This is a genomic window from Sphingomonas sp. FW306-05-A, from assembly GCF_058782275.1.
Genome location: NZ_JBYSXN010000002.1, coordinates 344,164 through 358,692, shown reverse-complemented (window position 1 = coordinate 358,692; position 14,529 = coordinate 344,164). Strand labels below are relative to the sequence as shown.

General features: G+C 66.2%; 16 protein-coding genes. 6 read left to right on the top strand and 10 right to left on the bottom strand.

Annotated elements, in window-relative coordinates:
- Window positions 1–20: 20 nt before the first annotated feature.
- The 9 genes from AC3WJR_RS10565 to AC3WJR_RS10525 all read right to left on the bottom strand — a co-directional run bounded on the left by AC3WJR_RS10565 (window position 21) and on the right by AC3WJR_RS10525 (window position 8,515).
- The gene (locus tag AC3WJR_RS10565) at window positions 21–749 is read right to left on the bottom strand and encodes an SDR family oxidoreductase (RefSeq protein WP_492724824.1); all 729 of its coding nucleotides are present in this window, start codon (window positions 747–749) and stop codon (window positions 21–23) included.
- Window positions 746–1,948: a UxaA family hydrolase gene (locus tag AC3WJR_RS10560; protein WP_492724822.1), complete on the bottom strand. Its 1,203-nt coding sequence runs from the start codon at window positions 1,946–1,948 to the stop codon at window positions 746–748. Before AC3WJR_RS10560 ends, AC3WJR_RS10565 begins: the two co-directional genes overlap by 4 nt.
- Window positions 1,945–2,244, bottom strand: coding sequence for a UxaA family hydrolase (locus AC3WJR_RS10555; protein WP_492724820.1), 300 nt, complete (start codon window positions 2,242–2,244; stop codon window positions 1,945–1,947). The genes AC3WJR_RS10560 and AC3WJR_RS10555 overlap by 4 nt, the downstream gene beginning before the upstream one ends.
- Window positions 2,241–3,221 (bottom strand): aldo/keto reductase, encoded by a 981-nt coding sequence (locus AC3WJR_RS10550; protein WP_492724819.1) that lies wholly within the window; start codon window positions 3,219–3,221, stop codon window positions 2,241–2,243. Before AC3WJR_RS10550 ends, AC3WJR_RS10555 begins: the two co-directional genes overlap by 4 nt.
- Window positions 3,218–4,450, bottom strand: coding sequence for an L-fucose:H+ symporter permease (gene fucP / locus AC3WJR_RS10545; RefSeq protein WP_492724818.1), 1,233 nt, complete (start codon window positions 4,448–4,450; stop codon window positions 3,218–3,220). The genes AC3WJR_RS10550 and fucP overlap by 4 nt, the downstream gene beginning before the upstream one ends.
- Window positions 4,447–6,024: an alpha-L-fucosidase gene (locus AC3WJR_RS10540; RefSeq protein ID WP_492726113.1), complete on the bottom strand. Its 1,578-nt coding sequence runs from the start codon at window positions 6,022–6,024 to the stop codon at window positions 4,447–4,449. The genes fucP and AC3WJR_RS10540 overlap by 4 nt, the downstream gene beginning before the upstream one ends.
- A 53-nt stretch (window positions 6,025–6,077) precedes the next feature.
- The gene (locus AC3WJR_RS10535; RefSeq protein ID WP_492724816.1) at window positions 6,078–6,875 is read right to left on the bottom strand and encodes an SGNH/GDSL hydrolase family protein; all 798 of its coding nucleotides are present in this window, start codon (window positions 6,873–6,875) and stop codon (window positions 6,078–6,080) included.
- A gap of 101 nt (window positions 6,876–6,976) precedes the next feature.
- The gene (locus tag AC3WJR_RS10530; protein ID WP_492724814.1) at window positions 6,977–7,951 is read right to left on the bottom strand and encodes an alpha/beta hydrolase; all 975 of its coding nucleotides are present in this window, start codon (window positions 7,949–7,951) and stop codon (window positions 6,977–6,979) included.
- A gap of 183 nt (window positions 7,952–8,134) precedes the next feature.
- A complete protein-coding gene (locus AC3WJR_RS10525) occupies window positions 8,135–8,515 on the bottom strand; it encodes a hypothetical protein (protein WP_354282095.1) in 381 nt (126 codons plus the stop codon).
- A gap of 224 nt (window positions 8,516–8,739) precedes the next feature.
- On the opposite strand from AC3WJR_RS10525, the gene uvrC reads away from it, so the two are divergent.
- Window positions 8,740–10,662, top strand: a complete 1,923-nt coding sequence (gene uvrC / locus AC3WJR_RS10520; protein WP_492724812.1) for an excinuclease ABC subunit UvrC — start codon at window positions 8,740–8,742, stop codon at window positions 10,660–10,662.
- Between the two features lie 313 nt (window positions 10,663–10,975).
- Window positions 10,976–11,773, top strand: a complete 798-nt coding sequence (locus AC3WJR_RS10515; protein WP_492724810.1) for a phytanoyl-CoA dioxygenase family protein — start codon at window positions 10,976–10,978, stop codon at window positions 11,771–11,773.
- A gap of 7 nt (window positions 11,774–11,780) precedes the next feature.
- Here the strand turns inward: AC3WJR_RS10515 and AC3WJR_RS10510 are convergent, their stop codons facing one another.
- Window positions 11,781–12,779, bottom strand: coding sequence for a 2-hydroxyacid dehydrogenase (locus AC3WJR_RS10510; protein WP_354282098.1), 999 nt, complete (start codon window positions 12,777–12,779; stop codon window positions 11,781–11,783).
- Window positions 12,780–12,876: 97 nt separating this feature from the next.
- Here AC3WJR_RS10510 and AC3WJR_RS10505 point away from each other — a divergent pair, with 97 nt between their 5' ends.
- From AC3WJR_RS10505 to AC3WJR_RS10490, 4 genes are all read left to right on the top strand, one after another.
- Window positions 12,877–13,380: an SH3 domain-containing protein gene (locus AC3WJR_RS10505; RefSeq protein WP_492726111.1), complete on the top strand. Its 504-nt coding sequence runs from the start codon at window positions 12,877–12,879 to the stop codon at window positions 13,378–13,380.
- Window positions 13,377–13,853: a GNAT family N-acetyltransferase gene (locus AC3WJR_RS10500; protein ID WP_492724807.1), complete on the top strand. Its 477-nt coding sequence runs from the start codon at window positions 13,377–13,379 to the stop codon at window positions 13,851–13,853. Before AC3WJR_RS10505 ends, AC3WJR_RS10500 begins: the two co-directional genes overlap by 4 nt.
- 137 nt (window positions 13,854–13,990) lie before the next feature.
- A complete protein-coding gene (locus AC3WJR_RS10495; protein ID WP_354282100.1) occupies window positions 13,991–14,182 on the top strand; it encodes a DUF6771 family protein in 192 nt (63 codons plus the stop codon).
- Between the two features lies 1 nt (window position 14,183).
- Entirely contained in the window at window positions 14,184–14,477 is a 294-nt protein-coding gene (locus AC3WJR_RS10490; RefSeq protein WP_354282101.1) for a hypothetical protein, read from the top strand.
- Window positions 14,478–14,529: the final 52 nt, after the last annotated feature.

Genomic DNA, 14,529 nt, shown 5'->3' with positions numbered 1-14,529 from the left:
AAGGGTGCGAGACGAAAACCTTAGTTGATCCAGCCGCCGTCGATGATGTGCGCCTGACCCGTGGTGAAGGCAGATTCGTCGCTGGCGAGGTACAGCGCCAGCGCGGCGACTTCTTCGGGGCGGCCGAGCCGTCCCATTGGCTGTCGCGCGGTGAAATCCTTGCGGGCCTGGTCATAATCCCCGGTATCGCGCAGCCGTTGCTGGAGCGAGGGGGAATCGACCGTGCCGGGGCAGATCGCGTTGCAGCGCACCCCGCGCGCGACGAAATCCGCCGCGACCGACTTGGTCAGCCCGATCACTGCCGCCTTGGTCGTGCCGTAGGCGAAGCGGTTGGGGATGCCCTTCACCGAACTCGCGATCGACGCGACGTTGACGATGCTCCCCGCGCCACGATCCAGCATCAGGGGGAGATAGGCGCGGATCGTGCGGTACATGGCGGTTACGTTGAGGTCGTTGGCGAACGCCCAGCTGTCCTCGTCGCACTCGAGGATCGTGCCGTTGTGTACGACGCCCGCGCTGTTCATCAGCACGTCGACCGGGCCGGTACGCCCAGGAAGTGCGGCGACCGCGGCGGCATCGCGGACGTCGAGCGCGAAGGTCTCGCACGCGAGGCCTTCCAGCTTGGTGGCATCGATATCGGTCGCGATGACTTTCGCGCCCTCTGCCAGGAACAGTTCGGCGCTGGCGCGGCCGATGCCTTGGCCGGCGGCGGTGACGAACACGGTCTTGCCGTTCAGCCGCCCGCTCATGCCGCCTGTCTCCGCGGCAGGCAGGCGGGGCCGACGGGATCGAAGCTTTTGTAGGTCAAGATAAACTCCTGATGGCCGAGTGCCTCGGACACGCTGCGCTCGCCCGCGGCGACGGCGAGCGTTCGGGTGTAGATTTCGGTGCCGACCTCTTCGATCGTCGCCGCACCTTCCAGAATCCGCCCGGCGTTGATGTCCATATCCTCTGCAAGTCGCCGTGCGGTCTCGGGATTTGCGCAGATTTTTATGACAGGTGAAATCGCGGAACCTACGACCGACCCGCGCCCGGTGGTAAACAGGTTGATATGTGCACCGCACGCGATCAGTTCGACGATCTCGGCATTGTCCGAGATGTTGGGGAAGCCGAAGCGCGGCTCGCCATCAGGCACGACGTCGAGCATGTAGAGGCCGGGGGACGGAGGCACGTCGCCGGGCTTGACGATGCCAGAGATCGGCGAGCTGCCCGATTTGGAATAGGCACCCATCGACTTTTCCTCCTGCGTCGTCAGGCCACCCTCGGCATTGCCGGGCGCGAAGCTGCCGAAGCCGAGGATGGTGTAATAACGTTCGGCCTTCTCGACGCTCGCGATCAGTTCCGCGCCGAGCTCGGGGGTAATCGCGCGATCGGACATGATCGCCTCGCAGCCGACGAGTTCGCCGGTTTCCTCGAAGATGCAGGTCGCGCCCTCCGCGACGAACCGGTCGAAGGCGCGGCCGACCGCTGGGTTGGCGGTGATCCCGCTGGTCCCGTCCGACCCGCCACAGATCGTGCCGATGACGAGTTCGCTCGGGGCCATCGGGATGCGCGGACCGGCGTCGGCGATCGCCTTGACGCGCGCGACTGCCGCGAGACCCGCGGCGATGGTCGAGGCGGTGCCGCCGTTCTGCTGGATCACCAGCGTCTCGACCGGGCGACCGCTGGCCGCGACCGCGGCGGCGAGGCCCTCGCGGTTGAAGCTCTCGCAGCCGAGCGAGATGATGACGAGCCCGCCGACATTGGGATGCGTCGCGATCGCCTTCATCACCTTGTCGGCATAGCTGTTGGGGTAACAGCCGGGGAAGCCGATCAGCTGGATGTCGGGATCGTCGCTCTTGTCGACGATGCGGCGCGCGACGTGGTGCGCGCATTCGACCAGATAGGCGACGGCGACGACATTGCGGATGCCCTTGCGGCCGTCGGTGCGGGACCAGGCGGAAATCATGACTCGCTACTCCGTTCGAGCGTGTCGCGCATGTGCGACGCGATATAGTCGCTCTTCATATTGTGCAGATGGACGTGGTCGCCGGCGGCGGCGGGGGCGGTCATCGATCCGATCGGGGCGCCGTATTTGATGACGGTCTCGCCGAGGCTCAGCGCACGGCGCGCGATCTTGTGGCCGACCTGTACCGCCATCGGGACGATGACTGCGACGCCATCGATCGGGACTGCGTCACCGGGCGCGATCGTGGCGGTGACGACGAGGATATTGTCGTCGGGATGAAGCAGGATGGCGGTCATGAAGCGAAGACGTCCGATACGGGAGAGAGGGTGGCGGTCAGGCGGTCCCACAAGGCGTCGGGGATCGGCCATTCGGCAAAGCGCAGCGTCGCCTCGACCTGTTCGCGCCCGACCAGGCCGGGGATCGTGCTGGCGACCACCGGGTTGCGGCATGGGAACTGGAGCGCGGCGGCGGGGAGCGGCACGTCGAATTCAGCACACGCCGCCTCCAGTGCGGCGACACGCGCGACGATGTGCGGCGGCGGCGGGGCATAGTTGAAGTGGCTGTCGCTCTTGCTGCCCTCGACCAGGATTCCGCTATTGTACGGCCCGCCGACGACAATCCGCGTGCCGAGCCGCGCGCAGCGTTCGAACAGTGCGCGCGCATCGTCCTGTTCGAGCAGTGTGTAGCGCCCGGCGAGCAGGATCAGGTCGATGTCGGCGGAATCTAGCACCTCATGGCACACCGCGATTTCGTTGACGCCAATGCCGATCGCCCCGATGTCGCCCGCGTCCCGCAAGCCGCGGAGCGCCCGATAGCCGCCGTCGAGAAAGGCCGTCATGTGCCGCTCGGCTTCGTCACCGTGCGTCTCTGCGCCCAGATCGTGTGCGAACAGGATGTCGACACGATTGCGGCGCAGGCGGCGCAGACTTTCGGCATGGCTGCGCAGCACGCCGTCGTACGAATAATCGAACACCGGCTCCAGCGCGGGGGCGTCGACGAAGCCGTGGCGTTCGGTCGCGTCGCTGTCGGTCGGTTCGAGCAAGCGCCCGACCTTGGTCGACACCAACGCGTGCCCTGCTGGGTCATACTCGGCTAGCGCCGCGCCGAGCCGCGTTTCGGCAAGGCCGAAGCCGTAATGCGGTGCCACGTCGAAGTACCGGATGCCGGCCGCGAGCGCGGCGGCGACGGTCTCGGTCGCGACCGCATCGTCGACTCTGCGGTAAAGATTGCCGATCCCGGCGCAGCCCATGCCGATCGGGGGGAGGGTGATCATGCAGGCCTCCGCATATGAAACACTCCGAACGCTAGGACGACGAGGAAGCATGCGGCAGGGACGAGCATCGCCTGCACGATCGATCCGCCGGCGTCGGATACCAAGCCCATCACCGCAGGGAACACTGCCCCGCCGACGATCGCCATCACCAGCAAGGCCGACCCCGCCTTGGTGCGCGGACCCAGCCCGTTGACGGCTTCGGCGAAGATCGTCGGGTACAGGATCGACATGAAGAAGCTGCTCGCGACAAGCGCCAGGACGCCCGTCATGCCGCCGACGACGCCAGCCACTGCGCACAGGATGGCTGCCGCGGTAGCGAAGATCGACAGGAGCGGGAGCGGGCGGACCCGTCCCATCAGCGCAACGCCGACGAACCGTCCCGCCATGAACGCGATCAGCGACGCGGTGAGATAGCCCGCCGCCGTGGTGGCGGGGGTGCCAGGCAACACCGTCTCGACATAGCGGATCAGGAAGCTCCACACGCCGACCTGCGCGCCGACGTAGAAGAACTGCGCGAGCACCCCCATCAGGAAGCGTGGCGAGCGCAATAGCCAGGCGAAGTCCGATGCGGCACCGACGCCTTCCTCGACATCGGGTTGAGTCGCGATCGCCGGGAATTTCGCAAGGCGGATCAGCACGGCCCAGATCAGCACGCCGATCCCGATGAACAGATAGGGCATCTGCACCGCAGCCGCCGCCTGGGTGCGGTCGAGCTGTGCGGTGGTGCTGTCCGACAGGATGAAGGCACGCCCGACGAGCACGCCGCTGATGGAGCCAAGCGGGTTGAAGGCTTGCGCGAAGTTGAGCCGACGCGACGCGGTCTCGGGGCTGCCGAGCCGTGCGATCAATGGGTTCGCCGACGTCTCCAGAAAGGCAAGGCCGCTCGCGATGATGAACAGCGCGGCGAGGAACGCAGGATAGCTCAGTGCGCTCGCGGCGGGCCAGAACAAGAGCGCGCCCGCGCCGTAGAGGATCAGCCCGAGCAGCACCGCCGCGCGGTAGCCATAGGAGCGCATGAACAAGGCGGCGGGAATCGCGAGGCAGAAATAGCCGAGGTAGAAGGCCGACTGCACCAACCCTGCGCCGAAATCGCCCAGGCTGAACAGGCCCTTGAAGTGCGAGATCAGCACGTCGTTGAGGTTGTTCGCGACGCCCCACAGGAAGAACAAGGCGACGATCAGGATGATCGGCAGCGTCAGCGATGCGCGTGTGGTTTCCGTCCGGTTCATGCGAGACCTCCATCGAGCCGGATTACGGGGACGAACCCGCCAGCAGGTTTGGGCGGGAAATCGATATGCAGGCCCGCCGCATCGCGGCGATAGCGGACCGACCCGCCGCCGAGCAGCGTCGCACGTTCGATTTCGCCACGCGCACGACCGGCCGCCAAGGAGGGCACCGTCGCGGTGCCGCTGGGCCAGCCGAGGAACAGCACGTACAGCGCGCCCTTGTTGGTGGTGAAGCGCACGTCACGCGGTGTGAAATCGCCCGCACCCGCTTCGTTCTGCATCCCCGACTGGAGCTTGGTCGGCCCTTCGCCGAAGATGCGCCATGGCCGCGACCCGAAGATTGCCTCGCCATTGGTCGCGGTCCATTCGCCCATCTGGTCGAGGATCTTCTCTTCCTCGCCATCGATTGCGCCGTGGCCGGGCTGCGGCACCGACAGCAGCAGATTGCCGTTCTTCGACACCACGTCGGCAAGCCGCTGGACGACCTTTTCCGCCGAGGTGTAGCTTTTGTCGTTGAGCCGCGCGACGTTGTAGAACCAGTCGCCGAGGCAGGTGTCGGTCTGCCACGGTTCTTCCCACAAATGATCGCTGAAGCCGCGCTCGACATCCTGCACCACGCCGAGCCGTTCGTTGGGTTTCAACTGCTTGGCGAACAAGGCGACGTCGATCTTGCCCGACCAGCCGATCGAGCGGTTGTAATAGTCCGCCGCCGCCTGCAACCCGATCGGGCCGAACGGCAGCCCGTAATCGTCGAAATAGACGAGGTCGGGCTTGTACTTGTCGATCAGGTCGGTCTGGCGGAGCAGCCACTTTGTGACGTATCGCGGATCGTCGGTCGGGCCGGTCTCGATCCACTGGCCGTCATTCTTCTCGTGCCACGCGTTCATCGCCGGAATCGTGTCGATCCCGTCGGGCATCACCGCATGGCCGCCGGTGTAGAGTTCCTGCGGGTCGAGCCCGTCCCACCACTGGCCCTTGCCGTCGGCCTTGCGCAGCCGGAACGCGTCATAGCGTTCGCCCTTGCGCGGGCCGGTCTGGTCGTAGCCGTAAGCGGTCTGATACCAGTGCCAGCTGTGCGCAGAATGGTTGGATACGCCGAACTTGAGCCCGGCCTTGCGCGCTGCCTTTTCCCACGTGCCGACGATGTCGCGCTTTGGGCCGACGCGCAGCGAGTTCCACGCGTGATAGCGGCTGTCATAGCAATCGAGATTGTCGTGGTGGTTCGCCAGCGCCATGAAATAGCGTGCGCCGACCTTCTTGTAGCGCGCGATCAGCGCGTCCGGGTCCCAGCGGTCGGCAGTCCAGCGGTTCTGGACGTCCTTCATCCCCGCGACGGTCGGATGGCCATAGGTCTTGACGTGATGGTCGTAGACCGGATGCCCCTGCATATACATGAAGCGGCCGTACCAGTCGCCGCGTTCGGGGACCGATTGCGGCCCCCAATGCGACCAGATTCCGAGCTTTGCGTCGCGAAACCAGTCGGGGTAGCGATAGTTGGAAACGAGCGACGGCCAGTTGGGCTCGACCGGCCCGCGCGTCATTCCCATCGGGCTTTTCGCGAGCGCCGCATGCGCCATCGGCGTCGCGGCGAGCCCGGCGAGGATCGACCGGCGCGTGAGCGCGGCTGGGGTCACTTGCCAACCGCTCTGGCGATCGCTGCCAGCGCAAGCGGGCGCATCACGGCATAGCCTTGCGGGGTCGGATGGACGCCGTCGCTCGCATAGCCCGGCTTCATCGCGCCCTCGGGGGTGGCGAGCGCGGCGTGGTAATCGACGTAGGTGAAGCCGTTCGCCTTGGCGTAGCTCTGCAGCCAGGCGTTGAGCGCGGCGATCTGCGGCACCGGGCGCTTGTCCGGGCTCCACGGGAAGGAAGCGGCGGGCGGGACCGAGGCGAGGATCACCTTGATCCCGTGCGCGCGGGCCAGTTCGGCCATGGTCTGGATATTGCCCTCGACCGTCTCGAGCGTCGCCGCGCCGGTGTTGCCCGCAATGTCGTTGGTGCCCGCCATGATGTGGACCGCCTGGGGTTTCAGCGCGATCACATCGGCGCGGAAGCGGACCAGCATTTGCGGGGTGGTCTGCCCGCTGATGCCGCGATCGACCACGCCGTTGGAGAAGAGCTCCTTGTCGGCGTGGATCCAGTTGTCGGTGATCGAATCCCCCATGAACACGACCCGGACCTTCTGCCCGGCAAGCGCGCGGTTGTCGGCGGCGTAGCGGCACAGCTGCCCGAAATCTCGGGTGAGCATATGGAGATTGAACATCTGGTAGCTGACCTTGGCGTCCGGAGCAGGATGCGTGACGCACGGATCGGACACGATGCCGACCGGATCACCCGCGTGGGGATCGCCCGGTACGATGGTCTGCGCCTGGGCGGTGACCGAAGCCAGACCCAGCAGCAATCCGGCTAGCGTTGCGTATCCTCGCATCTCGATCCCCTCCAGAAGTGCACCGCGAACCGGGCTATTTCGTGCAGCTATAAAGCGATGATTTATATATGAACAGCTACTTTTGCTGGCGGAAGATCCGCTCAGGTGGGGAACACGCCTTTGCTGGTGCCGAAAGCGGTAAATAACGCGGGCCAAACCGACGCAGGCTTGCTCGCGGGGAGGCGCGTCCCAAAGCCGTGTCCGCCGGCTTCGAACACATGCAGTTCGGCCGGTCGCGCGGCTGCCTTCATCGCGCCGAACATCGCGATGCTGTTCGCAACCGGGACCAGGTCGTCGTCCGCGGCATGCGCGAGGAAGATCGGCGGCGTGTCACTGGTGACGCGTGTTTCGACCGAAGCGGCGTGGCGCAGCGGGACAGGTGCGTCGGTGCCGAGCAAGGCATCGCGCGACCCGCCGTGGGTGAACGGCGCTTCCAGGCTGACGACGGGATAGATCAGGCCGGCATAATCGGGCCGTGCCGACTGGCCGTCGATCGCGTCCATCGGCGCGTAGGCGGTTTCGCCGTGCCGCGTGGCGAGCGATCCCGCGAGATGCCCGCCCGCCGAAAAGCCGAGCACTGCGATCCGCGTGCGATCGACGCCGAACCGGGCAGCGTCCGCGCGGATCGTCCGCATCGCACGTTGCGCGTCCTGCAACGGTACCAACGCGCGATCGCCCCAGCCTTCGGCGGGGAGGCGGTATTGCAGGATGAACGCCGTAATGCCGTGCGCATTGAGCCACGCCGCCTGTTCCAGACCTTCATTGTCGTAGGACAGGAAGCCATAACCACCGCCGGGGATCACCAGTACCGCCGCGCCATTGGGCTTGGCGGCGCGCTTCACCACAAGCGCCGGACGCGCGATGCCGCGCAGCCAGCGGTCGGGGTGGCGCGGATCCTTGCTGCGTTCCTCGACACTGGGCTTGATCGCGCTTTTCCGATCGCCGGGAATCGTTTTTGGCCAGAGCGGCACGATTTCGTCGCGGGACGATTGGGCCGCGAGCGGCGCGGCAGCGAGCGTATAGAGCGCGGCGCCTCCGGCTAGGAGCGTGCGGCGGGTCGGGTCGGTCGTCGGCATCTCGGTCCCCTTCGTTAATATGTCGGTGTACCGTCAGCCGGAGCAGATTGTCGAATGGATGCAACGTCACGGCCGCTGCCGTGATGCGGGACGACCATCGTTGACAGCGAAAAGCCCGCCGTCTCTGTCGAGACGACGAGCTTTCTGCCGTTTCACATCGGCGGAACCGCCGGTGAAAACCAATCAGGCCTTCTTGCGCGCGCGCTTGGGGGCTGCAGCCGCGACGGTGTCTTCTTCCTCGTCGGGCGAGTCTTCGCCGGCTTCGGTCAGCGCCTCGCCCAATGCCTTTAGCTTTTCCTGCTGCGCATCCGCCTTGTCGGCGATCTTGGTCGTGGCGGCACCCAGACGGTGGAGCAGCGCATGGACGCGATCCGCATCGGGTTCGTCGCGCTCGAGCTGCTTGCGGAGCGATCCGAGATCGCGAAGAATGCCCTTGGCACCCGATGTCTCGACATCCGCGAGCGCGGCTTCCCAATCCTCGATCATGTCGGCGCCCTTGGTCGCCTTGGTCGTATCAAGACCGCGATTGATCGCATTCATCGTTCCGGCGAATTTCAGGGCCATATTCCATCTCCGACTTGCCGTATTGGCGAGCGATGAAACGCCGGGTAGCGTGCTTAATGTCCGCGCCAGTTGCTTGCATTCTCACTGATAAGGATCAGTCTGTCGGTTGGAGTCCCGATCCCGATCGGACGCGCACCGACGCTTGGCTGCGCGTGCCATGCATATCGGCAAGAAGGTGAACGAACCCGTGGTATCCACCGGCACGAACCCCTAGATCGTACGCGATGTCCGATCCCAATGCCCCGACCCGCTTCCACGAAGACAAGGCCACCTTCACCGTTCGCGGCAGCGACGCGCCCGATATCGAGGCGGGGGTCGCCGCGATCCGTAACGTGCTGGCGACGCTGCCCATCAGACCCGGCGTGTACCGGATGCTCGATGCGCGCGGGGACGTGCTGTACGTGGGCAAGGCGCGCGCGCTCAAGAACCGCGTGACCAACTATACGCAGGTCGATCGGCTGTCGAAGCGGCTCCAGCGGATGGTCGCGCAGACTCGGTCGATGATGATTGTGACGACCAACAATGAGGCTGAGGCGCTGCTACTCGAGGCGCAGCTGATCAAGCGCTATCGCCCGGCGTACAACGTGCTGTTGCGCGACGATAAGAGCTTCCCGTTCATCCTGCTGCGCGCCGATCATGCCTATCCGCGGATCCAGAAGCATCGCGGCGCGCGGCGCGCCAAGGGCAATTACTACGGCCCGTTCGCGAGCGCGGGCTCGGTCAACAACACGCTGAATGCGTTGCAGAAGCTGTTCCTGTTGCGGAGCTGTACCGACGGCTTCTTCAAGAACCGCGACCGGCCCTGCCTGTTGTACCAGATCAAGCGATGCTCGGCGCCGTGCGTCGGACGGATCGACGAAGCGGGTTATGCCGAACTCGTCGCGGACGCGAAGGCGTTCCTCGGGGGTAAGTCGACCGAGGTGCAGGCCAAGCTCGGCGCGCAGATGCAGGTCGCCGCGGAGAACATGGACTTCGAACTGGCCGCGATCATCCGCGACCGGTTGCGCGCGTTGACCTTCATCCAGGGTAGCCAGGCGATCAACGCGGAAGGGCTGGGCGACGCTGACATCTTCGCGATGGCGTGCAAGAACGGCGTGATCGGGATCCAGGCGTTCTTCATCCGGGGCGGACAGAATTGGGGGCATCGCAGCTTCTTCCCGGCGCATACCGCGGACGTGCCCGAGGATGAGATTTTCTCGGGCTTCCTCGCGCAATTCTACGAGGAAGTTCCGCCGCCGCGAACGATCCTGCTCGACCGCGAGCTCGACGAAGCGGCGCTGCTTGGCGAGGCATTGGGCGCCCAGGCGGGGTTCAAGGTCGCGCTGTCGATGCCGCAACGCGGGTCACGGCGGCAGTTGCTAGACCAGGCCAAGCGCAACGCCGAGGAAGCGCTCGACCGGCGGCTCGCGGAGAGCACGACGCAGGCCAAATTGCTGCGCGAAGTGGCCGAGCTGTTCGACTTGCCTGAACCGCCCGATCGGATCGAAGTCTATGACAACAGCCATATCCAGGGGACCAACGCGCTTGGCGCAATGGTCGTCGCGGGGCCCGAGGGGTTCCGCAAGGGGCAGTATCGCAAGTTCAACATCAAGAACCCCGACACGATCCCGGGCGACGACTTCGGGATGATGCGCGAAGTGTTCGGGCGTCGGTTCGCGCGGGCGCAGGCGGACGATCCCGATCGGGATTCGGGCGACTGGCCGGATCTGGTGCTGATCGACGGCGGGCGCGGGCAGCTCAATGCGGTGAAGGGCGTGCTCGAGGAATTGGGGATCGAGGACGTGTGTCTCGTCGGGATCGCCAAGGGGCCGCACCACGGCCGCGATGGCCGCGAGGTGTTCCACATGCTCGACGGACGCGAGTTCCAGTTGCCCGTCAACGCGCCCGTGCTGTTCTACCTGCAACGCTTGCGCGACGAGGTGCACCGCTTCGCGATCGGTGCGCACCGGGCGAAGCGCGCCAAGGCGATCGGTGCGTCGCCGCTCGACGACGTGCCGGGCATCGGGCCGGCGCGCAAGAAGGCGTTGCTGATGCACTTCGGCACCGCACGGGCGGTGCGCAACGCCAGTCTGGCGGATCTGCAGCGCGCGCCGGGCGTCAGCGCGGCGGTGGCACAGCAACTGTACGACTTTTTCCACACGCGGTGACGGCCTCCGCCGCCGCACGCCGGAAACGTTCCAGCAACAATTCGGAGTAGGGGGATGGAGAACGATAGGCAGGGTCCGCGTTTGCGCGCATAGGGACCCTTGCATCCAGGCTGGTACCGCGAGCGTGTCTCCGTTCGTCGGGGCCGCGCGTGTAAGGCGTACAATGATGAGCGTTTTGCTAGGGATAAAACGAAGAGCCGGATCTGTGCCGTGGCGTGTTGCCGCCGGTCTGGTGCAGACCCGCACGATTCACGCCCTCCGCCATCGGCGATACGAGCACGCGCGTGACCAGCATCGCACCCGATTGCCCGCCATGTCCGATGCAATCGCGGAGATGGCGCGCGGGCTGGAAGAGCGCGGTGTGGTCCAGACCCGTCTGTCGTCGCTTGCGCTGGAGGGGGCGGATGAAGCGTTCGCCGAGGCGTCGCAATTGACCGCGCTGTGGAGGGACCGACTGCGGGAGCAGGGGCGTGCGGGCAGTGCGTTTCTCCGCGTGCCGCCCGCCGAAATCGCCGCAAGACCAGCAATCTACCGGTTGGGATTGCATCCCGCGCTGCTCGATCTGGCGGAAGCGTATGTCGGGCTGCCGGTTGCCTATGACGGTGTGAACCTGCAATATACGCTGGCCGACGGGCGCGCGGTCTCGACGCGGAAATGGCACCGCGACCGGGAAGACCGGCGGATGATCAAGCTGGCGGTGTATCTGACCGACGTCGATGCGGACAGCGGGCCGTTCCAGTTGCTGCCGGTCGAGGCGACTGTGCCGGACGACCGGTTTTACTTCGACGATGCCGACGAGAAGGACGACGGCGGGCGCATTTTGGGCGTTCATCCAATCAGTTGCGAGGGGGCGGCGGGGACGGTCGTCGTCGCTGACACCGCGCGCTTCTTCCATCGCGGCAAGCCGGCGACCGGGCGCGACCGGGCGGCCTTGTTTTACAGCTACTTCGCGCGGGTGCCGCAGCGGCCGTATTTCTGCGATCGGTCGGGTCTGTCGGCGCGCGACGTCGCCAAACTCGTCGAAACACTGTCGCCGCGACAGCAGAATGCGGCATTGTGGCGCCGGAATCTGCCATTTCCGTGGCGGTTTGTACCCGCTTCAAGCATGTAATAGACGCTCAGGCCCAGCCTTCGAGCACCTGATCCGGCGGGCGGTGGCCGTCCGCCCACATGCGGATGTTGGTGATGACCTTCTCGCCCGTCGCAAGCCGCCCCTCGAACGTCGCGGAGCCCATGTGCGGGGTCATCACGACATTGGGAAGCGCAAGCAGCCGCGGGTCGATCCGCGGCTCATGCTGCCACACGTCGAGGCCGGCACCCGCCAGCCGGCCGTTCTCCAGAGCGTCGACCAGCGCATCCTCGTCGACGATCCCGCCGCGCGAGGTGTTGATGACATAGACATGGGGCCGGAGCAGCGCGATCCGGTCGGCGTCGATCAGCCCCTCGCTGTCCGCATTGCGCGGGGTGTGGATCGTCAGCAGGTCGATCGCGCCGAGCATCTCGTCGAGATTGGGGTGCCACTGCGCCTGCAACTCGGCCTCGACCACCTTGGGCAGCCGGTGGCGGTTGTGGTAATGGATCGACAGGCCGAACGCGCGCGCACGCCGCGCCACCGCCTGGCCGATCCGCCCCATGCCGAGGATGCCGAGCGCCTTGCCGCCGATACGGTGGCCGAGCATCCCGCCGGGGGTCCAGCCCTGCCACGCACCCGAGCGCACCAGCTTTTCGCCCTCCGCCAGCCGCCGCGGGACCGAGAGGAGCAGCGCCATCGTCAGGTCCGCAGTATCCTCGGTCAGCACGCCCGGCGTGTTGGTAACGAGGATGCCGCGTGCGCGCGCGGCTTTCAACGCGATATGGTTCACGCCCGCGCCGAAATTGGCGATCAGCTTCAGCCGCGGCCCGGCGCCCTCGATCAGCGCGGCGTCGATCTCGTCGGTGACGGTCGGGACCAGCACGTCGCAATCGGCCATCGCGGCGGCAAGCTCGGCGCGAGTCAACGCGGTGGCACCGCGGTGGATGCTCGCGTCGAACAGTTGCTCCATCCGCAGCATCACCGCGTCGGGCAATTCGCGGGTCACCGCCACGCGCGGGTTGGGGACACGTCTCGTCTCTGCCATCCCGCTGGCTTGGCGGAGGGCCTGCGCGGCGTCAACGGGTGTTGAAGCGTCGCGCCAAAACGCGATAAGCGGGGACATGACGCTACGACACCAGAAGATGCCGATCGCGGCGCGGCTTGCGCTGCTGATCGGGGCGACGAGCATGGCCGCGGCGGCGTTCGCGCCCGCGATTGCCGCCATGGCCAACCGCAAAGCGCCGTTCTACGCCTCGGTCGGTGCCAAGAAGGCGCGGATGCGCACGGGGCCGGCGCGATCCTATCCGGTCAGCTGGCTGTACCAGCGTGCCGATCTTCCGGTCAAAGTCATCGCCGTGTTCGAGCACGGCCAATGGTACAAGGTCGAGGACCCGAGCGGCACGCAGGGGTGGATGATGAGCGGGCTGCTCAGCGAGCGGCGGACTGGGATGATCACCGGGCAGGTCGCCGAATTGCGCGACAGCCCGGACAGCGACGCGCGCATCGTCTGGCGCGCGGCACCGGGGGTGGTCGGACGGCTGAGCAAATGTTCGGGCGGCTGGTGCTATTTCGACGTCCAGGGGCGCGGCGGGTTCGTTGAACAGTTGCGGATGTGGGGTGCGGAAGCGGGCGAAACGCTGCCGTGAAGGGCTGGACGATCCGGCGCGACGATCTGACGCATCCGGACGTGCTCGACCTGCTCGACCTGCACTTACGCGCCGCGTTCGAGAACAGCCCCCCGGGGAGCGTGTTCGCGCTCGATGCGAGCGGGCTGCGCGATCCGTCGGTGACGGTGTGGACCGCGTGGGAGGGCGACGCCTTGCTGGGGATGGGCGCGCTCAAGCAGCTCGATCCGGCCTGGGGCGAGGTCAAGTCGATGCGCACCGCGCCCGTGCAGCTGCGGCGCGGGGTGGCGGGGGTGCTGCTCGATCATCTGGTCGCTGAGGCGCGGGCGCGGGGGTATCGGCGGCTGAGCCTCGAGACGGGCTCCAACGCGCCGTTCGCCGCCGCGCATGCGCTGTATCGGCGGGCCGGGTTCGTCGAGTGCGCGCCGTTTGGGGATTATCACGATACGGTGTTCGCGCAGTACTTTACCAAGGATCTTGCCGCTTCAGCGTAGCTTTGCGGGCGCGGAAGGCGTCCGATCTCTGCCGCCCCGTCGCGCCGGGGGAATTGCGCCTGCTTACAGCCTGCTGACCATCGCTCTTCGCCAAAATCGCGCTGGACGAATCGGAACAGATGGTGAACATAGTGGCTATGACCCAGCCAGATTGCGCCCTGATCGCCCACGCCCTCCTGACCAGCAGCGGCTTCGCCCGAGTCGGATTGACCGCCCCGAGCGAGCGCATCCGCGAAGCCGCCGCCGCCGAACTGGCGCGCACGATCGTGTGTGCGCTCGAGGGTTTTCCGGGTGATCGCGACCCGCGCCAGATGGCGCTGCCGCTTTGACGTGGGCAACGTAAGATTTCGCACGCTGTTCGATTTCACGCGGCATCAGATGAACGTCGGCTGCGTCTGCGGATCGTGCGCGCACAAGGGTGTGGTGCATCGCGATCGGTTTGCGCGGTGGTGCTTCCTCAAGCGGTTGAACGCCGCGGTCGACAATCTGCCGGGGTTCCTGCGCTGCTCGCAATGCGGGGGGCGACCGGTGCGGATCCGGCCGACGTTGCTGCCGCCGACGTTTCCGGGCTGGGGTGCGGATGAGGGGGCGTGGAAGCGGTTGCAGCGGCGGTTGCGGGGGTGAGGGGGGATGTAATCTTTAAGAAAATCGGAAGCGAAATAATCGATTTTCTACA

Bases quoted from the DNA above. Each gene is read 5' to 3' on its own strand.
- AC3WJR_RS10565 (WP_492724824.1), bottom strand. From the start codon at position 749: ATGAGCGGGCGGCTGAACGGCAAGACCGTGTTCGTCACCGCCGCCGGC.
- AC3WJR_RS10560 (WP_492724822.1), bottom strand. From the start codon at position 1,948: ATGATTTCCGCCTGGTCCCGCACCGACGGCCGCAAGGGCATCCGCAAT.
- AC3WJR_RS10555 (WP_492724820.1), bottom strand. From the start codon at position 2,244: ATGACCGCCATCCTGCTTCATCCCGACGACAATATCCTCGTCGTCACC.
- AC3WJR_RS10550 (WP_492724819.1), bottom strand. From the start codon at position 3,221: ATGATCACCCTCCCCCCGATCGGCATGGGCTGCGCCGGGATCGGCAAT.
- fucP (WP_492724818.1), bottom strand. From the start codon at position 4,450: ATGAACCGGACGGAAACCACACGCGCATCGCTGACGCTGCCGATCATC.
- AC3WJR_RS10540 (WP_492726113.1), bottom strand. From the start codon at position 6,024: ATGGCGCATGCGGCGCTCGCGAAAAGCCCGATGGGAATGACGCGCGGG.
- AC3WJR_RS10535 (WP_492724816.1), bottom strand. From the start codon at position 6,875: ATGCGAGGATACGCAACGCTAGCCGGATTGCTGCTGGGTCTGGCTTCG.
- AC3WJR_RS10530 (WP_492724814.1), bottom strand. From the start codon at position 7,951: ATGCCGACGACCGACCCGACCCGCCGCACGCTCCTAGCCGGAGGCGCC.
- AC3WJR_RS10525 (WP_354282095.1), bottom strand. From the start codon at position 8,515: ATGGCCCTGAAATTCGCCGGAACGATGAATGCGATCAATCGCGGTCTT.
- uvrC (WP_492724812.1), top strand. From the start codon at position 8,740: ATGTCCGATCCCAATGCCCCGACCCGCTTCCACGAAGACAAGGCCACC.
- AC3WJR_RS10515 (WP_492724810.1), top strand. From the start codon at position 10,976: ATGTCCGATGCAATCGCGGAGATGGCGCGCGGGCTGGAAGAGCGCGGT.
- AC3WJR_RS10510 (WP_354282098.1), bottom strand. From the start codon at position 12,779: ATGGCAGAGACGAGACGTGTCCCCAACCCGCGCGTGGCGGTGACCCGC.
- AC3WJR_RS10505 (WP_492726111.1), top strand. From the start codon at position 12,877: ATGCCGATCGCGGCGCGGCTTGCGCTGCTGATCGGGGCGACGAGCATG.
- AC3WJR_RS10495 (WP_354282100.1), top strand. From the start codon at position 13,991: ATGACCCAGCCAGATTGCGCCCTGATCGCCCACGCCCTCCTGACCAGC.